The organism is Stenotrophomonas indicatrix, from assembly GCF_050573115.1.
GTDB lineage: Bacteria > Pseudomonadota > Gammaproteobacteria > Xanthomonadales > Xanthomonadaceae > Stenotrophomonas > Stenotrophomonas lactitubi_A.
The window spans coordinates 184,375-207,365 of sequence record NZ_JBNYZT010000004.1; the positions used below are offsets into that span (position 1 = coordinate 184,375).

Genomic DNA, 22,991 nt, shown 5'->3' on the forward strand with positions numbered 1-22,991 from the left:
AAATCGAGGTTGAACGATGAGTACTGCTTCGGATGCCACCAAGTCCGGCAAGCTGCGGCTGGGCGGCAGCAACCTCTGGCTGGCGCTGTTGGCGCTGTCGATGATCCTGTTCGGCGTGAACACGGGTGTGTCCACCTGGCAGGGCAGCCGCCTGGCCGATGCCGGTTCCAAGGCGGCGGACCTGCAGGTGCTGTCGCAGCAGCTGGCCAACCAGGGCCGTGACGCGGTCGGCGGCAACGCGCAGGCCTTCACCGCCTTCAAGGCCACCCGCAACGCAATCGAGCAGAACGTGTCGACCCTGCAGGGGCGCTACGGCAACGAGCCCGGCGTGTCGCGGGCGATCTCGACCCTGGCCGACACCTGGACGCCGCTGGGCAAGCAGGCAGGCCAGCTGGTCGCCAGTGAACCGGCGGTGTTGGCGCTGGCCGGCAACGCCAACAACTTCTCCGGCGCGGTGCCGGGCCTGCAGGCCCAGTTGAACGAACTGGTGCGTGCGATGTCCGCCTCTGGCGCCCCGTCCTCGCAGGTCTACAGTGCCCTGCAGCAGGTGGTGGTCGCCGGTTCGATGGCGCGTCGCGTTACTGAAATCCGCGCCGGCGGCACGGCCGCAGCCGCTGCCGGTGACGCGCTGGCCCGCGATATCACCGTGTTCTCGCAGGTGCTCGATGCGCTGCGCACTGGCAACGAGGATCTGGGCATCACCGCCGTGCGCGGCGCTGCCGCCGTGGCTGCGCTGGAGCAGTCGCAGCAGAAGTGGGAGGCGATGAAGCAGGACGCCGACGCGATCCTGGCCAGCTCGCGTCAGCTGTTTGCCGCGCAGTCCGCTGCCGCCACGCTGGGCCAGGGGTCGGCGAAGATGCTGACCGACAGCCGCAAGCTGTTCGAAGCGTTCTCCTCGTTCGGCTCGGTGTCCGACACCCGCCTGTTCCCGAATTTCTGGATCGGCGTGGTGTCCGGTGCGCTGTCGCTGATCGCGATCATCGGCTTCGTCTCCACCAACGTGCGCAGCCGCTCGCGCGAGCAGGAACTGCGTTACCAGACCCAGGTGGAGTTCAACAGCCGCAACCAGCAGGCGATCATGCGGCTGCTGGATGAAATCTCCTCGCTCGGTGAGGGCGACCTGACGGTGAAAGCCTCGGTGACCGAGGACATGACCGGCGCGATCGCAGACGCCATCAACTACGCGGTGGATGAACTGCGCCACCTGGTGACCACCATCAACGACACCTCGGCCAAGGTCGCGCTGTCGACCCAGGAAACGCAGGCAACGGCGATGCAGCTGGCCGAAGCGGCCGGCCACCAGGCCAACCAGATCACCTCGGCGTCGGACCGGATCGGCGAAATCGCCGCCAGCATCGAGCAGGTATCGCGCAACTCGGCCGAGTCGGCCGACGTGGCACAGCGTTCGGTGGTAATCGCCGCCGAGGGTGCCGGCGTGGTCCGCGAGACCATCCAGGGCATGGACCAGATCCGCGACCAGATCCAGGAAACCTCCAAGCGCATCAAGCGCCTGGGCGAGTCCTCGCAGGAGATCGGCTCGATCGTGGAACTGATCAACGACATTTCCGAGCAGACCAACATCCTGGCATTGAATGCGGCCGTACAGGCTGCTTCGGCCGGTGAGGCCGGTCGTGGTTTCGCGGTCGTGGCCGACGAAGTGCAGCGACTGGCAGAGCGCACCTCCGGTGCGACCCGACGCATCGAGAACCTGGTGCAGGCCATTCAGGCCGATACCAACGAAGCGGTCACCTCGATGGAGCAGACCACCGCCGAAGTGGTGTCGGGTGCACGCCTGGCCGAAGACGCTGGTACCGCACTGACCGAGATCGAGCGCGTGTCCAACGCACTCAACACCCTCATCAAGAACATCTCCATCGCCGCCCAGCAACAGTCGTCGGCGGCGTCGGACATCACCCGCACGATGGGCGTGATCCGCCAGATCACCGGCCAGACCTCGCAGGGTGCCGGGCAGACCGCCGAGTCGATCGGCCACCTCGCGCAGCTGGCGGCCGACCTGCGTCGTTCGGTCGCCGACTTCAAGCTGCCGGCGTGACGCGGGCAGGGCGGCGAGCAAGGAACCAGTCGATGAAGCATTTCCATTTCCCACGCCAGGATCCGCGCGACCGTCGCGCGGCGGCGACCGGAGCGCATCCATGAGCAGCCTGCGCGATGCGATGAGCCACGCGGCATTGGGCTGGGTCAAGCCCGAGCTGGACGAGACCCTGCGCCTGGTGCGCAACGAGGTCGAGTACTTCGCCGAAGACCCGGGCGACAGCAGCCGCATGCGCATCTGCGCCGGCTACCTGCACCAGGTGCAGGGCACGCTGCGCATGGTTGAACTGTATGCGCCGGCAATGGTGGCCGAAGAGCTGGAACAGCTCGCCATTGCTGTCGGCAAGGGCGAGGTGGCCGAGCGCGATGAGGCCTGCGCCACCCTGATGCGTGGCAGCGTGCTGCTGCCTGATTACCTGGAGCGCCTGCAGAACGGGCACCGTGACATTCCGATCGTGCTGCAGCCCCTGCTCAACGAGATCCGCGCCGCCCGTGGCGAAGCGCTGATCAACGACAGCGTGCTGTTCGCGTTCGCGCCCGATTCGGTCACTGCCACCGAAGCGGAACTTGACCACGCACGTGGCAGCCTCAGCGGCCGCAACCGCGAGCTGCTGGACACCGTTGGCAACGCGGTCAAGGAAGAACTGCTGCAGGTCAAGGACGCGCTGGACCTGCACCTGCGTACCGACGGCGCGCCGCAGCAGCTGCAGGAGCAGGTGACCAAGCTGGGCTCGGTGGCCGATACGCTGGGCATGCTCGGCCTGGGCGCCGCGCGCGGCGTGGTCGTGCAGCAGCGCGACGCGCTGCGTGGGGTTGTCGAAGGCCGCCAGCAGATCGACGAAGACATGCTGCTGGATATCGCCGGTGCGCTGCTTTATGTCGACGCGTCGCTGGACGACCAGGTCGCACACCTGGGTGCCAGTGGCAGTGGCCAGGATGATCCGAGCGCGGTGGAGAACCGGCGCACGGTGGAAGTGCTGGCACACGAGGCGATTGCCAATTTCGCCGCCGCCCGCGAGCATTTTGTCGCTTTCATTGAAACCAGCTGGAACCATGCGGAGCTGCAGGATGTGCCGCGCCTGCTCGGCGATGTCTCCGGCGCACTGCGCATGCTCGACCTGGGCACCGCCGCCGACTACCTGCGCGGCGTGCAGCAGTACATCGAAGCCGAACTGATCGGCCGCCAGCGCGTGCCCAGTGGGCGCCAGCTGGACACCCTGGCCGACGCCATGGCCAGCCTGGAGTACTACCTGGAAGCCCTGCGTGACCGCCGTCCGGGTCGCGAGGACATTCTCGACATCACCCGCAGCAGCCTGGAAGCCCTGCGCTACTGGCCGCTGCCCGAGCGCGGCGTGGTCGTTGCCGAACCTGTGCAGCCGGTTGTACGCGAAGCCGTGGCCGTGTTGGCCGCGCCGCTGCAGGTCGAACCGCTGGACGCCATCGTGCAGACCGCCGCGCCGGTTCCGGGCGACGTGCCGGCCTCGCTGCCCGATTTCACCTTCGATCCACTGCCGGAGGCCCCGGCCGCCGACAACGGCCTGATGTTCGGATCGCTGGGCACGCCGGCCGTCCCTGCTGAACCGCGCGACACCCCGGCACCACTGTTGTTTGCCGCCTCCACCGCACCCGCGCCGGAAGTGCCGCAGTGGGAACTGGGTGGATTCGACGCGTCGGCTGATGCGGCTGCGGAAGCCGACGACGAACGTGCGCCGACATTCGACAGCTTCGACCCGGTCAGCTTCGATCCAGTGTCCGCCGAACAGTCCAACACCGCTGCCTGGACGCTGTCCGAAATGCCGGTGTTGGAACAGGCCGATACGCAGGTAGCCGCCGTGGACGGCAACGATGACGCCCTCCTGGCGACGTCGTTGGACGAGGCATCGTTTGCTGCGCCGCTGGATGCGGTCAATTCGCCGGCATTCGATCCGGTCGCCGCCGAGCAGGACGGCCAGCCGCTGAACGACGATGTCGTGTTCCGTTTCGACAGCAGCCTGCTGGACAACGCCGATGACGTGCTGTCGCTGGAGGCGATGGAAACGCTGTCGTTGGACGACGAACCGCAGTCGCCTGCGACGCTGGAAATTGTCGATGTTGTTGCGTCCCCGCAGCTTGACGATGGCCTGGTTGTCGCCGAGGTCGCCGACGCCACCGGCGAGACCGAGCCTGAGGCTTACGTCACGCCTACCGCTGATCTGCCCGCGTCCGAAGACCTGCCGGCATTGGCGGCTGTGCCGACCGTGACTGTGGTCGATGTGGACACCATTGCGCCGATCGACTTCAGCGAGGCCGATGCGCAGTTCTTCGCAGAGCTGAATGCCGCCGCCGCCGGCTTCAATCCCCAGGCCATGCCGGCCGCCGTCGAGCTGCCCGGAAACGTGCCGCCGACCGTGGCCGAGATCGGGTTCGATGCGGGGTTCGACGACGATGCCGAGAACATCGACCAGGACATCCGCGAGGTGTTCCTGGAAGAGTTCGACGACGAGCTGGGCAATCTCGGCACGCTGCTGCCGGCATGGCGCATGCAGCCGGACAACATGGATCGGCTGCGACCGATCCGGCGCATTTTCCACACACTGAAGGGCAGTGGTCGCCTGGTTGGCGCACGTACCCTGGGTGAGTTCGCGTGGAAGATCGAGGGCATGCTCAATCGCGTGCTCGATGGCACCCGTGCCCCCACGCCGGCGGTGCTGGCGATGGTCGATCACGCTTATACGGCACTGCCGCAGTTGAACGCGGCACTGCGCGATGGCCAGCGGGTCAGCGTCGACCTGCAGGCGATGCAGGCCATCGCCGATCGCGTGGCTGCAGGCGAAGAGACGTTCTACGTTGCGCTGCCGGGCGCTGCGGCGCCGACGGTGGTGGCAGCGGCCGATGCTGTCGAGCCGCTGGGCGGCACCGAGCCGGTTGTCGATGTCCCGGCAGAGAGCGCTGTCGAAGTGGCAGGAACTCCGGCCAACATCGACAGCGTGCTGCGCGAGATCCTGGAGGCCGAGGTGGAACTGCACCAGGCCACCCTGCAGGGCTGGCTGCGCTCGGCGCAGCAGGCACCGCAGCCGGTCAGCGACGCGTTGCTGCGTGCGGTGCACACCATGAACGGTGCCTTCGCGATGACCGAAGTGCCGGAAATCACGGCTGTTACGGGCGGCGCCGAGTCGTACATCAAGCGCGCCCTGGCTGCCGAAGTGGTGCCGGGTGATGACGCCGTGGCGGCACTGGACGAGACCGCGCAGGCGATCAACGCGACCATGGACGCGCTGCAGGCCGAACAGCCGCGGATTGCGCCGCAGGCTGAACTGGCGCAGCGCCTGCAGGCGCTGGCCGGCGAACTGCCGGAAGCACGCTGGCCGATGGCCGGGCTGGATGTCGAGGATGAAGACGAAGACGATCAGCTGCTTTCGCTGGTCGCCGATGCCGATGCCGATGCCGACGTGGTCGAGTCGCCACATGGGCTTGAGATCGAGCCGGAAACCGTACGTGACACCGATAGCGCCGATACCGACGCTCTGGACGCACCGCAGGTCAGCGAGCATTCGCTGAGCGATGCAGGTCTGGAGTCGGCTGAATTGACGGGCAGCGATGATCTGTCGCGTTACTTCGATGCAGGGTGGCCGTCGATGCCGGACGTGCCGGCGCCGGAATCGACGTCGGAGTTCGCTGCTTCCTCCCTCGTCGGCGCGGAGATCGAAGCCGGGCCGGCAGTGCCGGCAGTGCCGGCATCGGAAGAAACCGTGCTGGAAGACACCGCGCTGACTGCGGTGGATGATCTGTCGCCGTATCTGGATGCCAGCGCGCTGCCGGTTGACGACCGCGATCTGGATGTCGCAAACGACCTGAATACGCCGCTGCCGTTAACACCTGAAACGGCGGTGGATGACGACGCTGCTGCAGTGCCGCTCGACAGCGGGCTGTCCAGCCTGCAGGATGAAATGGCTGTGCCGGGCTTCGCAGACCCGGTCACGCTGGAAGCCGCGCTCGAGGCCGGCCTGCACGTGATCGACGAGGAGCAGGGCCAGGACGAAGACGGGCAATGGCCCGTGCTCGGCCTGCAGGCCAGCGAACTCGCGCCTGGCGAGGCGGAAGCCTTTGCCGAGGATGCGGACGTCGGCGGGGAGGCGGCGGTCGGTGAAGGAGAGAGCACTGACCAGCCGTCCCCGGCGACGGTGGAAGACGTCGAGACTACGGATTCGGCGCAGGACGCCGTTTCGCCCTCGCGTTTCTTCGAACTGGAGGATGCTCCGGGACAGCCTGCCGTGGCGGACAGCGGCATGATCGTGGTGCCGGTCGCGATGGAGGCTGCGGCGATCGACGCCGAACCTGTCGCTGCCGACAGCGCCGATGCGTTGGTGCCGGTGGATACGGCTGTGCTCGAGGCCCAGACCGAATCCGAGTCTGAGACCGAGTCCGAAGACAGCGCCGACCTGCTCGACTTCAGCGTCTATGACCGCGAGCTGGTCGACATCTTCGTCGAGGAAGGCAAGGACCTGCTGGATCATTGCGATGGGCTGATCAGCGAACTGCGCGAAGCGCCACAGGACCGCGAAGCGCTGGCCGGCCTGCAGCGCGATCTGCATACGCTGAAGGGCGGCGCGCGCATGGCGGGCATCAACGCCATCGGCGATCTCGGCCACAGCATCGAATCGTTGCTGGAGGCTGTGGCTGGCGGACGCACCGAGATCGAACGCCGTGATGTGCAGCTGCTGGAGCGCGGTTTCGATCGTCTGCACCAGCTGCTGACCCGCACTGGCGAACACCGCGTTGTCGAGCCGGCACAGGATCTGCTCGATGCCTTTGAAGCACGGACCACGACCGACATCGCCGCTGCCAGCGCAGCTGCAGCCGCTGCTGCGGCCCTGGCAGAGCAGACCCCGCAGGCGGCTCCGGCCGTGGCCGTGGTCGACGCCCCGTTGTCTGCGCCGTTGCCGGTGGAAGGTTCTACCGAAGAAGACCCGCTGGCTCGTCCGCAGCAGGAACAGGTGCGTGTGCGCGCCGACCTGCTCGACCGCCTGGTCAACCACGCCGGTGAAGTGGCGATCTACCGTTCGCGCCTGGAACAGCAGCTCGGTGCCTTCCGCGGCGCGATGGGCGAGCTGGAACGCACCAACGCGCGTCTGCGCGACCAGCTGCGTCGCCTGGACCTGGAAACCGAAGCGCAGATCGTTGCCCGCTACCAGCGCGAGCAGGACCAGGCCGACCAGAAGTTCGATCCGCTGGAACTGGACCGCTTCTCCACCCTGCAGCAGCTCAGCCGCGCGCTGAACGAGTCCGCCGCCGATCTGGGTGGCCTGCAGGGCGTGCTGGATGATCTGTCGCGCCAGTACGATTCACTCCTGCAGCAGCAGTCACGTGTCAGTTCGGAACTGCAGGATGGCCTGATGCGCGCGCGCATGGTGCCGTTCGACGGCCTGGTGCCGCGTCTGCGCCGGGTGGTCCGCCAGGCCGGCATGGACACCGGCAAGCAGGTCCACCTGACCCTGGAAGGTACCCACGGCGAACTCGACCGCAACGTGCTTGATCGCATGGTCGCGCCGCTGGAGCACATGCTGCGCAACTCGGTTGCCCATGGTCTGGAAGCGCCCGAACAGCGTCGTGCCGCGGGCAAGCCGGAAGAGGGCGAAATCGCCATCCGCCTGCACCGCGAAGGCTCGGAAATCGTGCTCGACGTCGCCGATGATGGCGCTGGCCTGGATCGTGAGGCGATCCGCCGTCGCGCCATCGAACGCGGCCTGTTGCCTGCCGATGCGCAGCCGAGCGAGCAGGAGCTGGACAACCTGATCTTCGCTTCGGGCTTCTCCACCGCCGACCAGGTCAGCCAGCTGGCGGGCCGTGGCGTCGGCATGGACGTGGTCGGCAACGAAGTGCGCCAGCTCGGTGGCTCGGTCGACATCCAGTCGGTGCGTGGCCAGGGCGTGCGCTTCACCCTGCGCCTGCCGCAGACGCTGGCGGTCACCCAGGCGGTGTTCGTGCAGATCGGCGAAACCACCTTCGCGGTGCCTGTGGCCTCGGTCAGTGGTATCGGTCGGCTGTCGCACGAACGCTTCGAAGCGGCCGACAGCAGCTACCGCTACGGCGGCGAAGACTATCCGCTGTACGACCTCGGCAGTCTGGTCGGCCAAGCCCCGGCGCGCGCCGACGGCCAGGCCCAGGTGCCGCTGCTGCTGGTCCGCGCTGGCGACCTGCGTGCCGCCGTCGCGATCGATCAGGTGCTGGGCAACCGCGAAGTCGTGGTCAAGCCTGTGGGCCTGCAGATCGCCTCGGTACCGGGCATCTATGGTGCCACCATCACCGGCGATGGCCGGGTGGTGGTGATCCTGGACGTGGCCCCGCTGGTGCGTCGCTTCCTGGCCAATCCGACCGCGCCGGTGCTTATCAACGCGCCGCGCCAGGAACGGCAGGTGCCCTTGGTGATGGTGGTGGACGATTCGCTGACCATGCGCAAGGTCACCGGCCGCATCCTGGAGCGTCACAACTTCGAGGTGAGCGTCGCCCGCGATGGTGTCGAAGCCCTGGAGCAGCTGGAAGAGCGCGTGCCGGACCTGATGCTGTTGGACATCGAAATGCCGCGGATGGACGGCTACGAGCTGGCTACCGCCATGCGTGCCGATCCGCGCTACAAGGACGTGCCGATCGTGATGATCACCTCGCGCAGCGGCGACAAACACCGCCAGCGCGCCTTCGAAATCGGTGTGCAGCGCTACCTGGGCAAGCCGTACCAGGAGCTGGACCTGATGCGCAACGTGTACGACTTGCTGGGGATTGCCCGTGTCCGTGAGTGACCTCGATCCGGTTCCGGCCGTAGCCCTGCTGGCCCGCCCGGGTGCGGCGCGTGAGCGCCTGCGCGAGGCGTTGGCCCATGCCGATGTGCAGATCGTGCTGGAAGACGATCCCATGACGCTGGAACCCGTGGCGCTGCGTGATGCGCGTCCGCAGTTCGTGGTGATCGCGCTGGAAGCGGCGATTGAAGATGCGCTGGAGCGCCTGGAACCGGCGCTGTCGGCGCCCGGATTGACGCTTGTGTTCGACGAGGCTGAACTGGCCGCGCGTCGCGACGGCTGGGAAGCGCAGCGCTGGGGCCGTCACCTGGCCGCCAAATTGCACGGCCATCAGCAGGTGCTGCCGCCCGGCGCCGAAGACGAACCGACATTGCAGCTTGAGCCGGGCCGGCCGTCGACACCTCCAGTGCCGAAGGAAACCGCGCTGCAGCCGCACCTGGAGCAGGCCCGTTCGTGGGCCGACGACGTTCCGGCGGATGGCCTCTATTCGCCGCCAGCACATCTGCATGAACCGATCGCGCTGGAGCACGCACTGGCGGCACTGCAGCCGGTGCTGCCGGAGGCGGCGACGCCCGTTGATGCAGCGCCTGCACCGCCACCGGTGCCGGCAGCTCTACCGGCGGCGTTCACCGATCACACGGCCTGGTCGCTGGTCGACGAGGCCAGTGACGCGCCAGCGGAGCCGCGTGTTGCTGCTCCGGTCGCCGCGCCGGAACCTGCATTCGACACCGAGCATCTTTCACTGGTCGATCTGGACGCCGCCGCACCCGCAGGCAGCCGCGCCGGTGCGCTGCTGGTACTGGCCGGTATCGGCGGTCCCGATGCCTTGCGCCGCCTGCTCGCGGCACTGCCCAGCGGGCTGGCCGTGCCGGTGCTGGTGCACATGCGCCTGGATGGCGGCCGCTACGGCAATCTGGTCAAGCAGATGGCGCGCGTATCGCCGCTGCCGGTGCAGTTGGCCGAAGCCGGCCAGCGCGCCACCGCGGGCGAAGTGCACGTGCTGGCCGATGACATCGGGGTGCACGCTGCTGCCGATGGCCTGTATTTCCAGAGCGAAGCGCAGGGCATCTCGATTGCCGCGTTGTCGGCCGAGCACAGCGCGCTGGTGCTGCTCAGTGGTGCTGACCTGGCTCATGTGGGCCCGGCGTTGGACCTCGCCGCCGCCGGCGCCTGGGTGGCCGGGCAGGTGGGCGAAGGCTGCTACGACCCGGCTGCGGCGACGGCCGTGGTCGCCGCCGGCATGGTGGCCGGTGAACCACAGGAACTGGCGCAGGTGATTGCCGCGCGCTGGGGCCTGGATGACGACGGAGATGCCGAATGAGCTACGCCAGCAATGATGAGATCCGTGGCGTCCTGATCTCGGCCGGTGCCGAACGGGTACTGCTGCCCAATGCAACCGTGGCCGAGATGATGTCGCGGGTGCCGGTAGAGGCGGTAGCCGGCGCTCCGCGCTGGCTGGTGGGTGAGATCGGCTGGCACGGCTGGCAGGTGCCCCTGGTGTCGTTCGCACGGCTCTCCGGCTTGGGCGAAGAGACGGTGGCCGGCCACAACAAGGTGGTGGTGCTCAAGACCCTCAACGGCAATGCGCAGCGCCCGTACTACGCACTGCTGACGCAGAGCTTCCCGCAGCTGATTTCGGTACCGCGCGACGGCCTGCTGGCCGACGCGTCCGAGGAAACCCTGCCCGACATCGTGCACATGCGCGTGCTGCTGGGTGAACAGAGCGCGCTGTTGCCGAACCTCGACGCGCTGGAAGCCGCGCTGGATTCGCTGACGGCGTGAACACCGAACGGTAGTGCCGGCCGCTGGCCGGCAGCCACGGGATGAAGAGGTTGCCGGCCAGCGGCCGGCACTACCACAGGGTGAGGCCCTATCCCAGATAGCGCAGCCGTGACGGCATGAATACCGAACGGTAGTACCGGCCGCTGGCCTGCAGCCATGGGATCAAGAGGTTGCCGGCCAGCGGCCGGCACTACCAGGTTGTGAGGCGGACGCGTTGGCACCGGGCGATGCCCGGCCAACGCAGTGGTCACGCGGTCCTGTGCTTACCCCAGATCGCCAAGCCGTGCCTGCAATGCCGCGATCGCGGCCAGGCCTGCGGTTTCCGTGCGCAGGATGCGTGGGCCCAACTGCAGACCCTGGAAGCCTGCGGCCGCCAGCTGCTCACGGTCACGCGGCGACCAGCCACCCTCCGGGCCGATGGCGATCACCACGCCCCCGGCCGGCGCTGCCTGCAGCGTCGACAACCGGTGCGCTCCCAGCGGATCCAGGGTCAACCGCAACGTATCGGCTGGCAGTGCCGCGCTGGCCTGTGCCAGCGACTGCGGCGCCCCTACCTGCGGAATGCGCGCACGGCCGGACTGCCCGCAGGCCGACTGCACCACGTTGTTCCAGTGCGCAACGCGTTTCTCCGCGCGTGCTGCATCCAGCTTCACCTCGGTACGTTCCGCGTTCACCGGCACGATGGCGCTCACCCCCAGTTCGGTGGCCTTCTGCAGGATCAGGTCCATCTTCTCGCCGCGTGCGATGCCCTGCAGCAGGGTGATGGTCAGCGGCGATTCGTTGGCGATCGGCTGCACCGCGTCGATGCGCACCTGTACCTCGCGCTTGCCGGCCAGCGTCAGCGTCGCGGTGTAGTCGTGGCCATCGCCGTTGAACAGCACGCAGGTGTCGCCCTCGCGCAGGCGCATCACCCGCACCAAGTGGTTGGCCGTCTCTTCCGGCAGGGTCACGGTCTGGCCGCTGTGCAGCGCCAGGTCGATGGGGCAGCGGGTCACGCGCATGCAATTGCCTCGTCGATGGCGGCCAGCGTGGTATGCGCCAGCAGCTCCAGTTGTTCGTCGTCCACGCAGTACGGTGGCATCCAGTACAGCACGTTGCCCAGCGGGCGCAGCACCACGCCACGCTTCAGCGCCGCCTTGTAGGCATGCAGCCCCAGCTTCAGCGCCGGATCGAAGGGCGTGCGCTTGTCGCCGTTGCGGGTCAGTTCGAAGGCCACCACCATCCCGGCCTGGCGCACATCGGCCACGTGTGGATGGTCGGCAAACGGCGCAGCCAGGGTGCCCATCACCGAGGCGATGCCGCGGTTGCGCGTGATCACATCGTCGTCGCGGAAGATGTCCAGCGTGGCCAGTGCGGCCGCGCAGGCCAGCGGGTTGCCGGTGTAGCTGTGCGAGTGCAGGAAGGCACGTTCACGCGAATCATCAAGGAATGCGTCGTACAGCGCCTGCGTGGCCAGCACCGCAGCCAAGGGCAGGAAGCCGCCGGTCAGGCCCTTGGACAGGCACAGCAGATCGGGCATCACGCCGGCCTGCTCGCAGGCGAACATCGTGCCGGTGCGGCCGAAGCCGGTGGCGATCTCGTCGGCGATCAGGAAGGCGCCATGGGCGTCGCACAGTTCACGCACGCGCTGCAGATAGGCCGGATCGTGCATGCGCATGCCACCGGCGCACTGCAGTCGCGGCTCCAGGATCACCGCGCATATCTCGCCCGGGTGCTGGTCGAACAGCGTGGCCAGGCCATCGGCGGCCTGGCGTGCGCGGTCGGCTGCGCTCTGCCCGGGCTCGGCCAGGTAGGCATCGGGCGAGGGCGCGAACAGACCTTCGGCCAGCAGCGGCGCATAGACCCGGCGATACAGCGGGATGTCGGCCAGTGCGAGGGCGCCCAGCGTCTCGCCGTGGTAGCCGTTCTCCAGTGAGACGAAGCGCGTGCGCCGGGTCTCGCCACGGTTCTGGAAATACTGGAAGGCCATCTTCAGCGCCACTTCGACGCCGGCCGAGCCGTTGTCGGCGTAGAACACCTTGGCCAGCGGCGCCCGGCCGGGCTGGCGCGGCGCCAGGGCCAGCAGGCGCTCAGCCAGGGTGATCGCGGGCTCGTGGCCGAAGCCGGCCAGCATCACCTGTTCCAGCTGCCTGGCCTGGGCGGCGATGGCACCGCCGATGCGCGGCTCGGCATGGCCGAACAGGTTGGTCCACCAGCTGCTGACGGCATCCAGGTAGCGGTTGCCGTCGTGATCGATCAGCCAGGCGCCTTCGCCGCGGGCGATCGGCACCAGCGGCAACGTGTCCGGATGCTCGCGCATCTGCGTGCACGGGTGCCACAGCACCTGGAGGTCGCGTTGCCGCCAGTGCTCGACCAGCGGAGATGGGGTTGGGTCTGCTAGCATTTCGGGCTCATGAACATGTTGCTGCCTGCACATTCTATCGGCCTCGGCGCATGCGCCGGTTGCCACGGAGATTCCGCATGAACGATGACCGCGCCAGGCGTCCTCTGCCGATCATCCATCGGATCACCGACGAGGAGAACGGGCCCTTCCAGCGCCAGCACCTGGACCTGGAGTTCTCCAATGGCGAACGCCGCCGCTTCGAGCGCCTGGTCAGCCGTGGCCATGGCGCGGTGGTGGTGGTGCCGATGCTCGATGATGAAACCGTGCTGCTGGTGCGTGAATACGCGGCCGGCATGCACCGCTACGAGCTTGGCCTGGTCAAGGGCCGGATCGATGCCGGCGAAACGCCGGAGCAGGCCGCCGACCGTGAACTGAAGGAAGAGGCCGGCTACGGCGCGCGGCGGGTCGACGTGCTGCGCGCGATGACCCTGGCGCCGACCTACATGAGCCATCAGTCCTGGTTGGTGGTCGCGCGCGATCTGTACCCGGAGAAGCTGGCGGGCGACGAGCCGGAGGAGCTGGAAGTGGTGCCGTGGAAGCTGGCCGATCTGGACCAGCTGATGCTGCGTGAGGACTTTTCCGAAGGGCGTTCGCTGGCAGCACTGTTCATTGCCCGCCAGTGGCTGCAGGGAGCACGATGATCAAGCTGACCACGGAACTGCGCGAGACCGCCATCGCCATCGCCCAGGAAGCCGGGCAGGCCATCATGCAGGTCTACAGCAACGGTTTCGACGTGATACTCAAGGACGACGACAGCCCGGTCACCGCTGCCGACCTCGCCGCCGACCGGGTGATCCAGCAGGGGCTGCGGCAGCTGACCCCGGACCTGCCGATCCTGTCGGAGGAGTCGCCGCTGGTGCCGTGGGAGCAGCGTCAGCACTGGGGCGCGTACTGGCTGGTCGACCCGCTTGATGGCACCCGTGATTTCGTCAAGCGCAATGGCGAATTCAGCGTCAACATTGCGCTGATCTACCAGGGCGCCCCGGCCTTCGGCGTGGTCCAGTCGCCGGTCACCGGCATTGTCTGGCACGCAATGCGGGGCGAGCTGGCGTATCGCCGGCAGGGCGTACATGACACCGTGCTGCGTACCCGTACACCCGCGACTGCGCCCCTGCGGGTCGCCGCCAGCCGTTCGCATCGTACAGCCGAGACGAATGCGTTGCTGGCCCGGATGGGGGACATCGAGACTGTGGTGCAGGGGTCTTCGCTGAAATTCTGCCGGATCGCCGAAGGCGGACTGGACGTCTATCCGCGGCTCGGCCCGACCTCCGAATGGGATACCGCTGCCGGCCAGTGCGTGCTGCACGCAGCCGGTGGTGCGGTGCTCTCGGTCGGCACCGGCAAGCCATTCCGCTACAACCGCCGGCCGACGCTGTTGAACGGTGAGTTCATGGCGCTGGGCGATACCAGCCTGCCGTGGCGGGACTGGTTGTCCGATTGATCCTGGAGAAACGCATGAGCACGCACGACACCCCTGCCACCGGCACTGCCAGCGCGGAGCTGGAGCGCCTGCTGGCCATCATGGCGCGCCTGCGCGACCCACAGGGCGGTTGTCCCTGGGACCTGGAACAGAACTTCGCCAGCATCGCCCCCTATACGATCGAAGAAGCCTATGAAGTGGCCGATGCGATCGATCGGGGCGATCTTGACGACCTCTGCGATGAACTGGGCGACCTGCTGCTGCAGGTGGTGTTCCATGCACACATGGCCGAAGAGCAGGGGGCGTTTGCCTTTGCCGAGGTCGCGCGCGCGATCAGCGACAAGATGCAGCGGCGCCATCCGCATGTCTTCGCCGATGTCAGCGTCGACGATGCCGATGGTGTGATGCGCAACTGGGACGCGATCAAGCGCGCCGAGCGCGCTGCCAAGGGCGAGCAAGACACCTCAGCGCTTGCGGGCATCTCGCGGGGCCTGCCGGAATGGCAGCGGGCGGTGAAGCTGCAGTCGCGCGCGGCCAAGGTCGGTTTCGATTGGCCCGGCCCGCTGCCGGTGCTGGACAAGGCGGCCGAGGAACTGCAGGAACTGCGCGAGGAATTCGAGCGCGGCGACATCGCCGGCAACAAGGCGCGCCTGCAGGAAGAGCTGGGTGACCTGCTGTTCGTCTGCGCCAACCTGGCGCGGCATGCGGACATCGATCTGGGCGCGGCGCTGCGTGGGGCCAACCACAAGTTCGAACGTCGCTTCCGGTCGATGGAGGCGCAGGCCGAGGCACAAGGCGATTCGCTGGCTGCACTCGATCTGGATGCGCAGGAAGCGCTCTGGCAGCACGCCAAGGCCGCGGAAAAAGCGTGAAAACGCTGGGTCTGTTCCTGCTGACCGCACTGGCAGAGATCGTCGGCTGTTACCTGCCGTGGCTGTGGCTGCGCAAGGGCGGCAGCATCTGGCTGCTGCTGCCGGCGGCGGCCAGCCTGGCGTTGTTTGCCTGGCTGCTGACCCTGCACCCGACCGCCAGCGGCCGCGTCTATGCCGCTTATGGTGGCGTGTACATCGGCACGGCGCTGTTCTGGTTGTGGCTGGTCGACGGTATCCGTCCCAGCCGCTGGGACCTGCTGGGTGCTGCACTCTGCCTTGCCGGCATGGCGGTGATCATGTTCGGGCCGCGACAGCCGGGGTAAGCCGCAGGGGTGTAGAGTCGAGCCGTGCTCGACTGCTGTTGGCATGGCCCGGCACCACCCTCAACGAACGGAGCATGCGCATGTCCCGCTTCGCCAGCTTCCGCGAGTTCTACCCGTTCTATCTCAGCGAGCACCGCAACACGGTGTCGCGTCGGCTGCACTTCATCGGCAGCTGCGGTGTGCTGCTGCTGGTCGCCAGCGCCGTGCTGCGCGCGCAGCCGCTGCTGTTGTTGGCTGCACTGGCCTGCGGCTACGGCTTTGCCTGGGTCGGCCACGTCTTCTTCGAGAAGAACCGCCCCGCAACATTCCGCCATCCGCTGTATTCATTCATCGGTGACTGGGTGATGTTTGTCGACATCCTGCGGGGCAGGGTGAAGTGGTGACGAGGCCGGGGGAACTGTCCTGCGACGTACGACTCAAGGCGCGGTGCAGCCCAACATCGCCAGGTTGATCGAATCCGCCATGCGCCGGTAGCCCTCGTCGTTCGGGTGCAGATGATCGCGAGTGATGTTCGCCGGCAGTGATTCCGGCTGTTTCGGATCACGCAGCGCCGCATCGAAATCCACGACGCCATCGAAGCCGGTGTCCTGGCCTCGCGCCCACTGGTTGATTGCGGTGCGGGTGGCGGCCGATACCGGTTCGTAGCGCTCCGAATCGCCGAAGGGCGTCAGTGTGCCGAGATGGGCGCGGATGCCATGCGCATGCAGCCGGGCCGCCACTTGGCGGTAGCCCAGCAGCATGTCTGCCGCGCTGCGTCCCGGCAGGGGCTGTGCACCGCCACCGTGGCGGATGTCATTGATGCCTTCGAACAGGATCACCTGGTCGGCGTCAGCCACCGCGATCACGTCGCGATCCAGCCGTGACAGCGCGCTGTGGCTGCGGCCATGGTCCAGCAGCTTGTTGCCGCTGATGCCTTGGTTGAGCACCACGAAGCGGTCCGGACAGGCCTGCTGCAGGCGCTGGCCGAGCCGCTCGGGCCATTGGTTGAACGAGCCACGCGAGGCGGTCGCGCCTTCGGTGATGGAATCACCCAGTGCCACGATCACCTGCGGACGATCCGCGCGCTGTACCAGCACGGCCGAGAACACATTCTGCTGGTAACCCACGCGCACGCTGTCGGCCACCGCATCCTGCTTGCCGTCGGCCAAACGCACCACGGTGCGGCGCACCGCAGGGCGGGTGGGCTGCGGAAAGTACGCGGTCACGCTGATCTCCTGCAGGGCGGCGACCTGCAGCGGCAGCGCATCACTCAGCAGCGCTGCACCCACCGGTACGTCGATGGACGCGCGTCCATCGACGGTGACCGGCAACGCTGCCGCCTTGCCATCCTTCAGGCGCACCCGCACGTCTTCCACATGCAGCGGCGTGGTGCCCAGCTCGTTGCTGATGCGCAGACGCAGCGCATCGCCCTTGCTGCCCAGGCGCATGTCCTGGCGCACGGTCTGCGCGGCGAACTGTACCGGCGCATCGGCGCTGCCATCCTTGCGGTCAGGCGCGGGCGAGGCAGTCCAGGCGGTGACCCAGACCGGTGCGGCCAGTGCCACGGGGGCGGCCACGGCGCTGCCGATGGCCAGGGAAAGCAGGGTGATCCAGCGCTGCATGGGCTTCGGTCCGGTCAGGAGAAGTAGGTGCCGCCGTTGACGTCCAGATTGGTGCCGGTGACGAACGCTGCTGCGTCCGACGCCAGGTACACCGCCGCATCAGCCGCTTCGTCCGGCTGGCCCTGGCGACGCAGCGGCGTGGCGCCGGCCACCGCCGTGCGCACTTCCGGCTTGGTGAATTCGTCATGGAAGCGCGTGGCGATCATGCCGCAGCACAGCGCATTCACGCGGATGCCCTTCGGCCCCAGCTCCTTGGCCATGGCCCGGGTGAAGGTCATCACGCCGGCCTTCGCTGTGGCGTAGATCGCCGCGCCAGGGCCACCGCCATCGCGACCGGCCTGCGAGGCGAAGTTCACGATCGCTGCGCCTTCGCCCATGTGCGGCACCACCGCGTGGGTGGTCAGGTAGGTGGAGGTCAGGTTGAGGTCGATGACTTTGTGGAAGAACGCCGGATCGATGTCGGCCAGCGGACGACGCTCGACCATGCCGCCGGCCACGTTCACCAGCACATCGATGCGCTGGCCGAATGCCGCCTGGGTTGCTGCGACCAGACCGGCCACCGCGGCCGGATCGGTGACGTCGGCGCGGTGAGCGATGGCCTGGCCACCGGCCGCCTTGATCAGCGCCAGCGTTTCCTGTGCGCTGGCTTCGTCGTTGGCGTAATTGAGGCAGACGCGTGCACCGGCCGCAGCCAGCTTGATCGAGACGGCACGGCCGATATCACGGCCACCACCGGTGACGATGGCCACCTTGTCCTGGAACGACATGCGGGAAACTCCTTGGTTTGCGGGGGAATATGAGGGAAGGGGGGGCTCAACCGTCGTTGCGGTCGAGCTTGTGGATCGGTCCGGTCCACCACCACAGCGCCACCAGCGACAGCGGCACCAGTGCGGCGACGAGGATGAAAATCGGTGCGTAGGAATGGCGGGTCAGCACCGGCACCAGCCAGGTGGTGATCAACGTCCCGGCCACAGCGGCCAGGCCGCCGAGACCGGCCAGCGTGCCGACCGAGCGGCCGTCGAACAGATCGCCGGGCAGGGTCTGGATGTTGCCGATGGCGATCTGGAAACCGAACAGCACCGCAGCGATTGCCAGCACCGCAAACAGCGGCTGGTTGGCCAGTACCGCGCCGAGCAGGGCCGGTGCCATGATCACGCAGCCCAGCGAAATCGAAAGCTTGCGCGCGCGGTCCACGCTATGACCGGCATTGATCATCCGCCCCGACAGCCAGCCGCCGCTGAGGCTGCCCAGCATGGCGCCGACGAAGGGCACCCAGGCGAACAGGCCGATCTGCTTGATGTCGAATCCGAAGGTCTCGGCCAGATAGATTGGCAGCCACGATACGAACAGCCACCAGATCGGGTCCAGCAGGAAACGGCAGGCGAGCATGCCCCAGCTCTGCCGGTGGGCCAGCAGCGAACGCACGCTGACCTTGGGCGCATCCGCGCGCTGCTGGCCGGTCTGGTCTTCCATGATCAGGCGTCGCTCGGCGTCACTCACCCACGGGTGCTTGTCGGGGCCGGCGCGATAGACGAAGAGCCACGGCAGCAGCCACAGGAAGCCAAGCGCACCGACCAGCACGAAGGTGCCGCGCCAGCCCAGCCACAGGTACAGGCCGGCGATGGCCGGCGCCGAAACGATGGCGCCGATGGACGCACCTGCGTTGAAGATGCCCTGTGCGAGGGCGCGTTCACGCGCGGGGAACCATTCGGCGTTGGCTTTCACCGCGCCGGGCCAGGCACCGGCTTCGCTGATGCCCAGCATCGCCCGCACCACGCTGAAGGACAGCATGGAATGGGTGACCGAATGCAGCGCGATCGAGATCGACCACACGCTGATCGACAACGCGAACCCGAGCCGCGTCCCGATCATGTCGAACAGGCGCCCGAACAGGAACTGGCCAGCGGCGTAGAACAGCATGAACACCGTGACCAGCAGCGCGTAGTCGTCCTTGGTCGCGCCGACCTCCTTGGCGATCTCCGGCCACATCACCGCTAGCGCATTGCGATCGATGTAGTTGATTACCGTAGCCACCGCGATCAGGCCGACGATCAGCCAGCGCACGGCCGAACGCACCGGCACCCTGCGCAGCGTGGCCACGGCCGAGGGGCCGTTCATCGCGCGTCACCCTTGCTGCGGTCCATGCGCGCATGGCTGCCGCTCCAGCGGTAGGCATGGCCGTCCACGGTCACGCTGTGTTCGCCCTTCGCCTTGCTGTCGTCGGCCACACCGAGTGCGATGCGTGCACCGCTGGCCAGGCGCAGTTCAAGCACCTCGGCATCATTGCCACGCGTGCGGACGATCTCCTTGATGCGGCTGTCGGCGCCGTGCACGTACTCGGCGGTGCCGTTGTACTCGCCATGCGGCTCCAGCACGCTGAAGAAGGTCACGTCCTTCTGTCCCTCCACACGCTGCAGCAGCGCCGGTTCGCGGCGCAGGTTGAATTCGGGATCGTTGGCGCCGCTTTCCACCAGCAGCGCCTGCGATGACGCGCTGCTGCCGAAGCGGTAGGTGTAGAAGCGTCCATCGAGCAGCCACGCCAGCGTGCGCGGTTCACTGCCGGCCTTGCTACGCGCGTCCAGCCACAGGTGCTGGTAGCCGTTGTCGCTGCCGAGCACCGGGCGCTGGGTGGGGAAATGCTCGGCTTCGAAACCGGTGGTGACGATGTGGCCGTTGAAGTGCAGCGGCAGGTCGTAACGCGCGGCCTTGTCGCCGTGCACCTGCAGCAGGTCCAGCACCACTGGAAGGCCCAGTTCGGGGTGACGCAGCAGTGCCTGGGTGCGGGTGAATACCACGCCCGGGTAGGCGTCGCGCATCGTCGCCGAAGCGATCTGCGTATCCGCGTCGGCCTGGAAGAAGCGCACCGTTGGCGCATGCTCCTCACCGCGCTTCCAGTCGCCCTTGAAGTGGCTCTGCTCGTTCACCACCAGGGTGTTGTGGGCCACGGTCTGCTTGGCCCAGCTGCGGTTCTCGGCCAGGTAGATGCCGCCTCGCTTGGCTTCCACGTTGAGGAAGCGCGCCGCACCGTAGTCGGTCACCACGGCACTGCCGTTGTCGTAGAACAACCAGTTGAGCTTGTCGAAGTGACCGTGGCCCATGCCCTGCATGGTGTCCTTCTGCACCAACGCCTGGCCGCGTTCGCCGCCCATGCGCAGGATTGCCAGACCGCCGCGTTCACCGTCCGGGCCATCGCGCAGCAGCATCGGCCGGTAGTCGAACGGTTTGGCCTTGTTGGCCGCCAATGCCTGCGCCACCTGCAGGCCTTCCGGTGACAGCAGCAGGCGTTTCTGCTGCTGCGCGACCGACAGCAGACGATCATCGCCGGCCTGCGCATAGGCGATGCCGATGCCCGCCACCAGCTCTTCGGTGTCGATACCCTTGTCCAGGATCGCATCGTTGATCGGGAAGAACAGGCCGTCGTAGCTGGTCTGCACCAGCACGTCCACCGCCTTCAGCAGCACGCCGTCGCGGCGCGCGAAGATCTTCCGCTGCGGCTCGTTGCGTTCGATCGCGTTGGCGAACAGCAGGAACGGCGCCAGCGCATAGCGCTGGTAGTAGGGGCCTTCCTCGTAATAACCATCGGGCGAGAACAGCAGGTCGATCTGCCGCAGGAAACCGAACTGGTCATCCTTGCGGCTGCCGCGCAGCGATTTCTCCACCAGTTCCGGATCGCGCAGCACGTAGCCGGTCATGCCGGTGGCGGCCACCGCCCAGGTGGCGTGGTTGTGGATCTGGTCGTAGTTCTTCGGCTCGCTCGCCAGGAACTCGGCCATCGGCCGGAACACCTGCGATTCGATGGTCTGCCGATCCTGCGGCGACAGGGCATCGCGGATCGCGTCATAGCCCTGGATGGCATTGACCAGCCAGACCGAATCGTTGAGCACCTGCCAGAACACCCGGCCGGGAATCTGCCCGCGTCCTTCCGGATGCGGGCCGAGGGTCGGGTAGAGCTTGGCGTACTGCAGCAGCATGTCGCGCGAATAGGTGACATAGGCCTTGTCGCCGGTCAGCCGGTACAGGGTGCCGGCGGCCAGCAGGGCCTGGTAGTTGCGCTTGTGCTGCTCATGGGTGCGACCGCCGCCCTTGTCCTTCGGCACCGGTACGTCGATGCCGGCCTTCATCATCTTCTGCAGCGATTTCTGCGTACGCGCCTGCTCCTTGGCGAACCACGGATAGCGGCTGCCCTCGCTGGCCATCTGCTGCCACTGTGCAGAGGTCACCAGTACCGGCGCGGTATCGCCTTGTCGCGCAGCCGCGGCAGGTGCCGCGTGCAGCGGTGCCGTCGGCATCAGGGCGAAAGGAGCGGCCAGGGCCAGGGCGAGCGCCAGGCGGTGGGAACACAGGGACAGCGGCTGCAACCTCATCGATCAACTCCGGTGCTGGTGCGTGACAGGGCAACCTCGCCCACCTTGGGATACCAGTCCACCCCCGTCTGTTCGCGCGGGGTCATTGCCAGCGCCGGATCGGCGCCAATGGCGGGCAGGGGCGTTGCCGGAACCCACAGGCCGCTGGCGGCCTGCTGCAGGGCGATGCTGGCGCTGCTCACCCCGCCCGGGAATATGCTGCTGGCCTGCGGCGACTGCACGTTGTTGCTGAAGGCGATGCCCGCCAGCGAGCTGGCCGCATTCGGTGGGTTCTTGCTGGTGCGGTTGACGATCAGGTTGCCGCTGAAGTGGCTGTTGCTGGCGGCAACCACGATCCCCTTGGCTTGGTCATGGCCCACGCCGAAGCTGATCTTCGCCACGTCGACAAACGTGTTGCGGCTGATGGTGGCGTTGACCACCGGCGCATAGCCGGACAACGGCGGATTGGCCTGTGCATCCATCACCGCCAGCGCCGAACGGTTGCTGGAGCCGGCGAGCCGTTCGAAGTAGTTGTTGCTGACGGTCTGGTCGGCATTGATGATGCGCACGCCGCCGGTGCCGGCCTTGTCGTCGCCGAGGAAGAGGTTGTCGATCACCCGGTTGCCGTTGCCATGACGCAGGGTCAGCGCGCCGGCCGAACGATAGAACACGTTGCCGCGGAAGGTGTTGCCGCCGGACTTGTTGGAAACGATCTCGGTCTCGCCATCGCAGCCCTCGAACCAGTTGTTCTCGACAGTGCTGTTGGAATCGCTCAGCGAGGTGTCGCTGGTGCCGACGCGGATCGTTTCGCCGCCATTGACGCCCAGCGCCGGCCGCGGGCCGAACCAGTTGTGGTCGATGCGGTGCTGGTTGTCCAGGCCCTGGGTGGCATCGCGCACCACCACCACCGTCGGGCCGGCATTGGTCTTGCCACGCAGCTGGCTGTGGTCGACGCGGTTGTTGCTGCCGTACAGCGACACCCAGTAGTCCTGGTCGCTGCCATCGGGGTTGCTGTAGTCGTCGATGACCAAGCCGGTGACGCGGCTGTGGCTGGCTACCGCCTTGCTCGACTCGCGGAAGGCCACCACCGCGTCACCCGGGGTGTAGCCGTTGCGGAACACCAGGTTGGAGACCTGCAGGTAGCTGCCGGCCAGGCGCAGGTCCGATGCCCCGCTGAGGATCACCTTGCCCGGCGTCTGCGCGCGCAGCACGATCGGCGCGGCGGCCGTGCCCTGGCCCTTCAGCAGAAGGCGCGCGTCGGTCCAGGTGCCATCGGCCAGCACGATCTCATCGCCGGGCTGCAGGGCGGCAGCGGCGGTGGCGAACTCGCTGGCGTCGTGGACGAGCCAGCTGGCAGCCATTGCTGGTGAACTGGTCAGGCATGTTGCCAGTCCAATTGCCAGGCAATATCCAAGCGTAGGTTTAGAAAGGCGGTGCGAAGTCGA

General features: G+C 67.3%; 16 protein-coding genes. 9 read left to right on the top strand and 7 right to left on the bottom strand.

Annotation, left to right across the window (positions count from 1 at the left end; all coding sequences use genetic code 11):
- Positions 1-16 precede the first annotated feature (16 nt).
- From ACQ5SA_RS11785 to ACQ5SA_RS11800, 4 genes are all read left to right on the top strand, one after another.
- Positions 17-2,053: a methyl-accepting chemotaxis protein gene (locus ACQ5SA_RS11785; protein ID WP_230112830.1), complete on the top strand. Its 2,037-nt coding sequence runs from the start codon at positions 17-19 to the stop codon at positions 2,051-2,053.
- 100 nt (positions 2,054-2,153) lie between these two features.
- Positions 2,154-8,825 carry an Hpt domain-containing protein gene (locus ACQ5SA_RS11790; protein WP_499314328.1) on the top strand — a complete coding sequence of 2,224 codons (6,672 nt, stop codon included), beginning with the start codon at positions 2,154-2,156 and terminating at the stop codon, positions 8,823-8,825.
- Positions 8,812-10,143 (top strand): chemotaxis protein CheB, encoded by a 1,332-nt coding sequence (locus tag ACQ5SA_RS11795; protein WP_499314329.1) that lies wholly within the window; start codon positions 8,812-8,814, stop codon positions 10,141-10,143. The genes ACQ5SA_RS11790 and ACQ5SA_RS11795 overlap by 14 nt, the downstream gene beginning before the upstream one ends.
- Complete coding sequence (locus ACQ5SA_RS11800) at positions 10,140-10,604, top strand: chemotaxis protein CheW (RefSeq protein WP_230112827.1); 465 nt, start codon at positions 10,140-10,142, stop codon at positions 10,602-10,604. The genes ACQ5SA_RS11795 and ACQ5SA_RS11800 overlap by 4 nt, the downstream gene beginning before the upstream one ends.
- A gap of 263 nt (positions 10,605-10,867) precedes the next feature.
- Here the strand turns inward: ACQ5SA_RS11800 and ACQ5SA_RS11805 are convergent, their stop codons facing one another.
- Both ACQ5SA_RS11805 and bioA read right to left on the bottom strand, forming a co-directional pair.
- Positions 10,868-11,605, bottom strand: a complete 738-nt coding sequence (locus ACQ5SA_RS11805) for a 16S rRNA (uracil(1498)-N(3))-methyltransferase (RefSeq protein WP_117311105.1) — start codon at positions 11,603-11,605, stop codon at positions 10,868-10,870.
- Positions 11,596-12,987, bottom strand: coding sequence for an adenosylmethionine--8-amino-7-oxononanoate transaminase (bioA, locus tag ACQ5SA_RS11810; protein ID WP_499314330.1), 1,392 nt, complete (start codon positions 12,985-12,987; stop codon positions 11,596-11,598). The genes ACQ5SA_RS11805 and bioA overlap by 10 nt, the downstream gene beginning before the upstream one ends.
- A gap of 77 nt (positions 12,988-13,064) precedes the next feature.
- Here bioA and nudE point away from each other — a divergent pair, with 77 nt between their 5' ends.
- The 5 genes from nudE to ACQ5SA_RS11835 all read left to right on the top strand — a co-directional run bounded on the left by nudE (position 13,065) and on the right by ACQ5SA_RS11835 (position 15,985).
- Positions 13,065-13,628, top strand: coding sequence for an ADP compounds hydrolase NudE (gene nudE / locus ACQ5SA_RS11815; RefSeq protein ID WP_265953449.1), 564 nt, complete (start codon positions 13,065-13,067; stop codon positions 13,626-13,628).
- Positions 13,625-14,428: a 3'(2'),5'-bisphosphate nucleotidase CysQ gene (cysQ, locus tag ACQ5SA_RS11820; RefSeq protein ID WP_499314331.1), complete on the top strand. Its 804-nt coding sequence runs from the start codon at positions 13,625-13,627 to the stop codon at positions 14,426-14,428. Before nudE ends, cysQ begins: the two co-directional genes overlap by 4 nt.
- A gap of 14 nt (positions 14,429-14,442) precedes the next feature.
- Positions 14,443-15,279: a nucleoside triphosphate pyrophosphohydrolase gene (gene mazG, locus ACQ5SA_RS11825; RefSeq protein WP_499314332.1), complete on the top strand. Its 837-nt coding sequence runs from the start codon at positions 14,443-14,445 to the stop codon at positions 15,277-15,279.
- Positions 15,276-15,602, top strand: a complete 327-nt coding sequence (locus tag ACQ5SA_RS11830) for a YnfA family protein (protein ID WP_251476619.1) — start codon at positions 15,276-15,278, stop codon at positions 15,600-15,602. Before mazG ends, ACQ5SA_RS11830 begins: the two co-directional genes overlap by 4 nt.
- 80 nt (positions 15,603-15,682) lie before the next feature.
- A complete protein-coding gene (locus tag ACQ5SA_RS11835; protein WP_499314333.1) occupies positions 15,683-15,985 on the top strand; it encodes an Mpo1-like protein in 303 nt (100 codons plus the stop codon).
- A 33-nt stretch (positions 15,986-16,018) separates the two neighbouring features.
- Here the strand turns inward: ACQ5SA_RS11835 and ACQ5SA_RS11840 are convergent, their stop codons facing one another.
- From ACQ5SA_RS11840 to ACQ5SA_RS11860, 5 genes are read right to left on the bottom strand one after another with little or no spacing between them, the layout of a single operon-like run.
- The gene (locus ACQ5SA_RS11840) at positions 16,019-17,203 is read right to left on the bottom strand and encodes a GDSL-type esterase/lipase family protein (protein ID WP_499314334.1); all 1,185 of its coding nucleotides are present in this window, start codon (positions 17,201-17,203) and stop codon (positions 16,019-16,021) included.
- 14 nt (positions 17,204-17,217) lie between these two features.
- Entirely contained in the window at positions 17,218-17,970 is a 753-nt protein-coding gene (locus tag ACQ5SA_RS11845) for an SDR family NAD(P)-dependent oxidoreductase (RefSeq protein WP_499314335.1), read from the bottom strand.
- A 46-nt stretch (positions 17,971-18,016) separates the two neighbouring features.
- Positions 18,017-19,321, bottom strand: a complete 1,305-nt coding sequence (locus ACQ5SA_RS11850) for an MFS transporter (RefSeq protein ID WP_499314336.1) — start codon at positions 19,319-19,321, stop codon at positions 18,017-18,019.
- Positions 19,318-21,567, bottom strand: a complete 2,250-nt coding sequence (locus ACQ5SA_RS11855) for an oligoalginate lyase (protein WP_499314337.1) — start codon at positions 21,565-21,567, stop codon at positions 19,318-19,320. Before ACQ5SA_RS11855 ends, ACQ5SA_RS11850 begins: the two co-directional genes overlap by 4 nt.
- Positions 21,564-22,907, bottom strand: coding sequence for a polysaccharide lyase 6 family protein (locus tag ACQ5SA_RS11860; protein ID WP_499314338.1), 1,344 nt, complete (start codon positions 22,905-22,907; stop codon positions 21,564-21,566). The genes ACQ5SA_RS11855 and ACQ5SA_RS11860 overlap by 4 nt, the downstream gene beginning before the upstream one ends.
- Positions 22,908-22,991 lie beyond the last annotated feature (84 nt).

Bases quoted from the DNA above. Each gene is read 5' to 3' on its own strand.
- ACQ5SA_RS11855 (WP_499314337.1), bottom strand. From the start codon at position 21,567: ATGAGGTTGCAGCCGCTGTCCCTGTGTTCCCACCGCCTGGCGCTCGCC.
- bioA (WP_499314330.1), bottom strand. From the start codon at position 12,987: ATGCTAGCAGACCCAACCCCATCTCCGCTGGTCGAGCACTGGCGGCAA.
- ACQ5SA_RS11860 (WP_499314338.1), bottom strand. From the start codon at position 22,907: ATGGCTGCCAGCTGGCTCGTCCACGACGCCAGCGAGTTCGCCACCGCC.
- ACQ5SA_RS11835 (WP_499314333.1), top strand. From the start codon at position 15,683: ATGTCCCGCTTCGCCAGCTTCCGCGAGTTCTACCCGTTCTATCTCAGC.
- ACQ5SA_RS11840 (WP_499314334.1), bottom strand. From the start codon at position 17,203: ATGCAGCGCTGGATCACCCTGCTTTCCCTGGCCATCGGCAGCGCCGTG.
- ACQ5SA_RS11785 (WP_230112830.1), top strand. From the start codon at position 17: ATGAGTACTGCTTCGGATGCCACCAAGTCCGGCAAGCTGCGGCTGGGC.
- ACQ5SA_RS11850 (WP_499314336.1), bottom strand. From the start codon at position 19,321: ATGAACGGCCCCTCGGCCGTGGCCACGCTGCGCAGGGTGCCGGTGCGT.
- nudE (WP_265953449.1), top strand. From the start codon at position 13,065: ATGAACGATGACCGCGCCAGGCGTCCTCTGCCGATCATCCATCGGATC.
- cysQ (WP_499314331.1), top strand. From the start codon at position 13,625: ATGATCAAGCTGACCACGGAACTGCGCGAGACCGCCATCGCCATCGCC.
- ACQ5SA_RS11800 (WP_230112827.1), top strand. From the start codon at position 10,140: ATGAGCTACGCCAGCAATGATGAGATCCGTGGCGTCCTGATCTCGGCC.
- ACQ5SA_RS11845 (WP_499314335.1), bottom strand. From the start codon at position 17,970: ATGTCGTTCCAGGACAAGGTGGCCATCGTCACCGGTGGTGGCCGTGAT.
- mazG (WP_499314332.1), top strand. From the start codon at position 14,443: ATGAGCACGCACGACACCCCTGCCACCGGCACTGCCAGCGCGGAGCTG.
- ACQ5SA_RS11805 (WP_117311105.1), bottom strand. From the start codon at position 11,605: ATGCGCGTGACCCGCTGCCCCATCGACCTGGCGCTGCACAGCGGCCAG.
- ACQ5SA_RS11790 (WP_499314328.1), top strand. From the start codon at position 2,154: ATGAGCAGCCTGCGCGATGCGATGAGCCACGCGGCATTGGGCTGGGTC.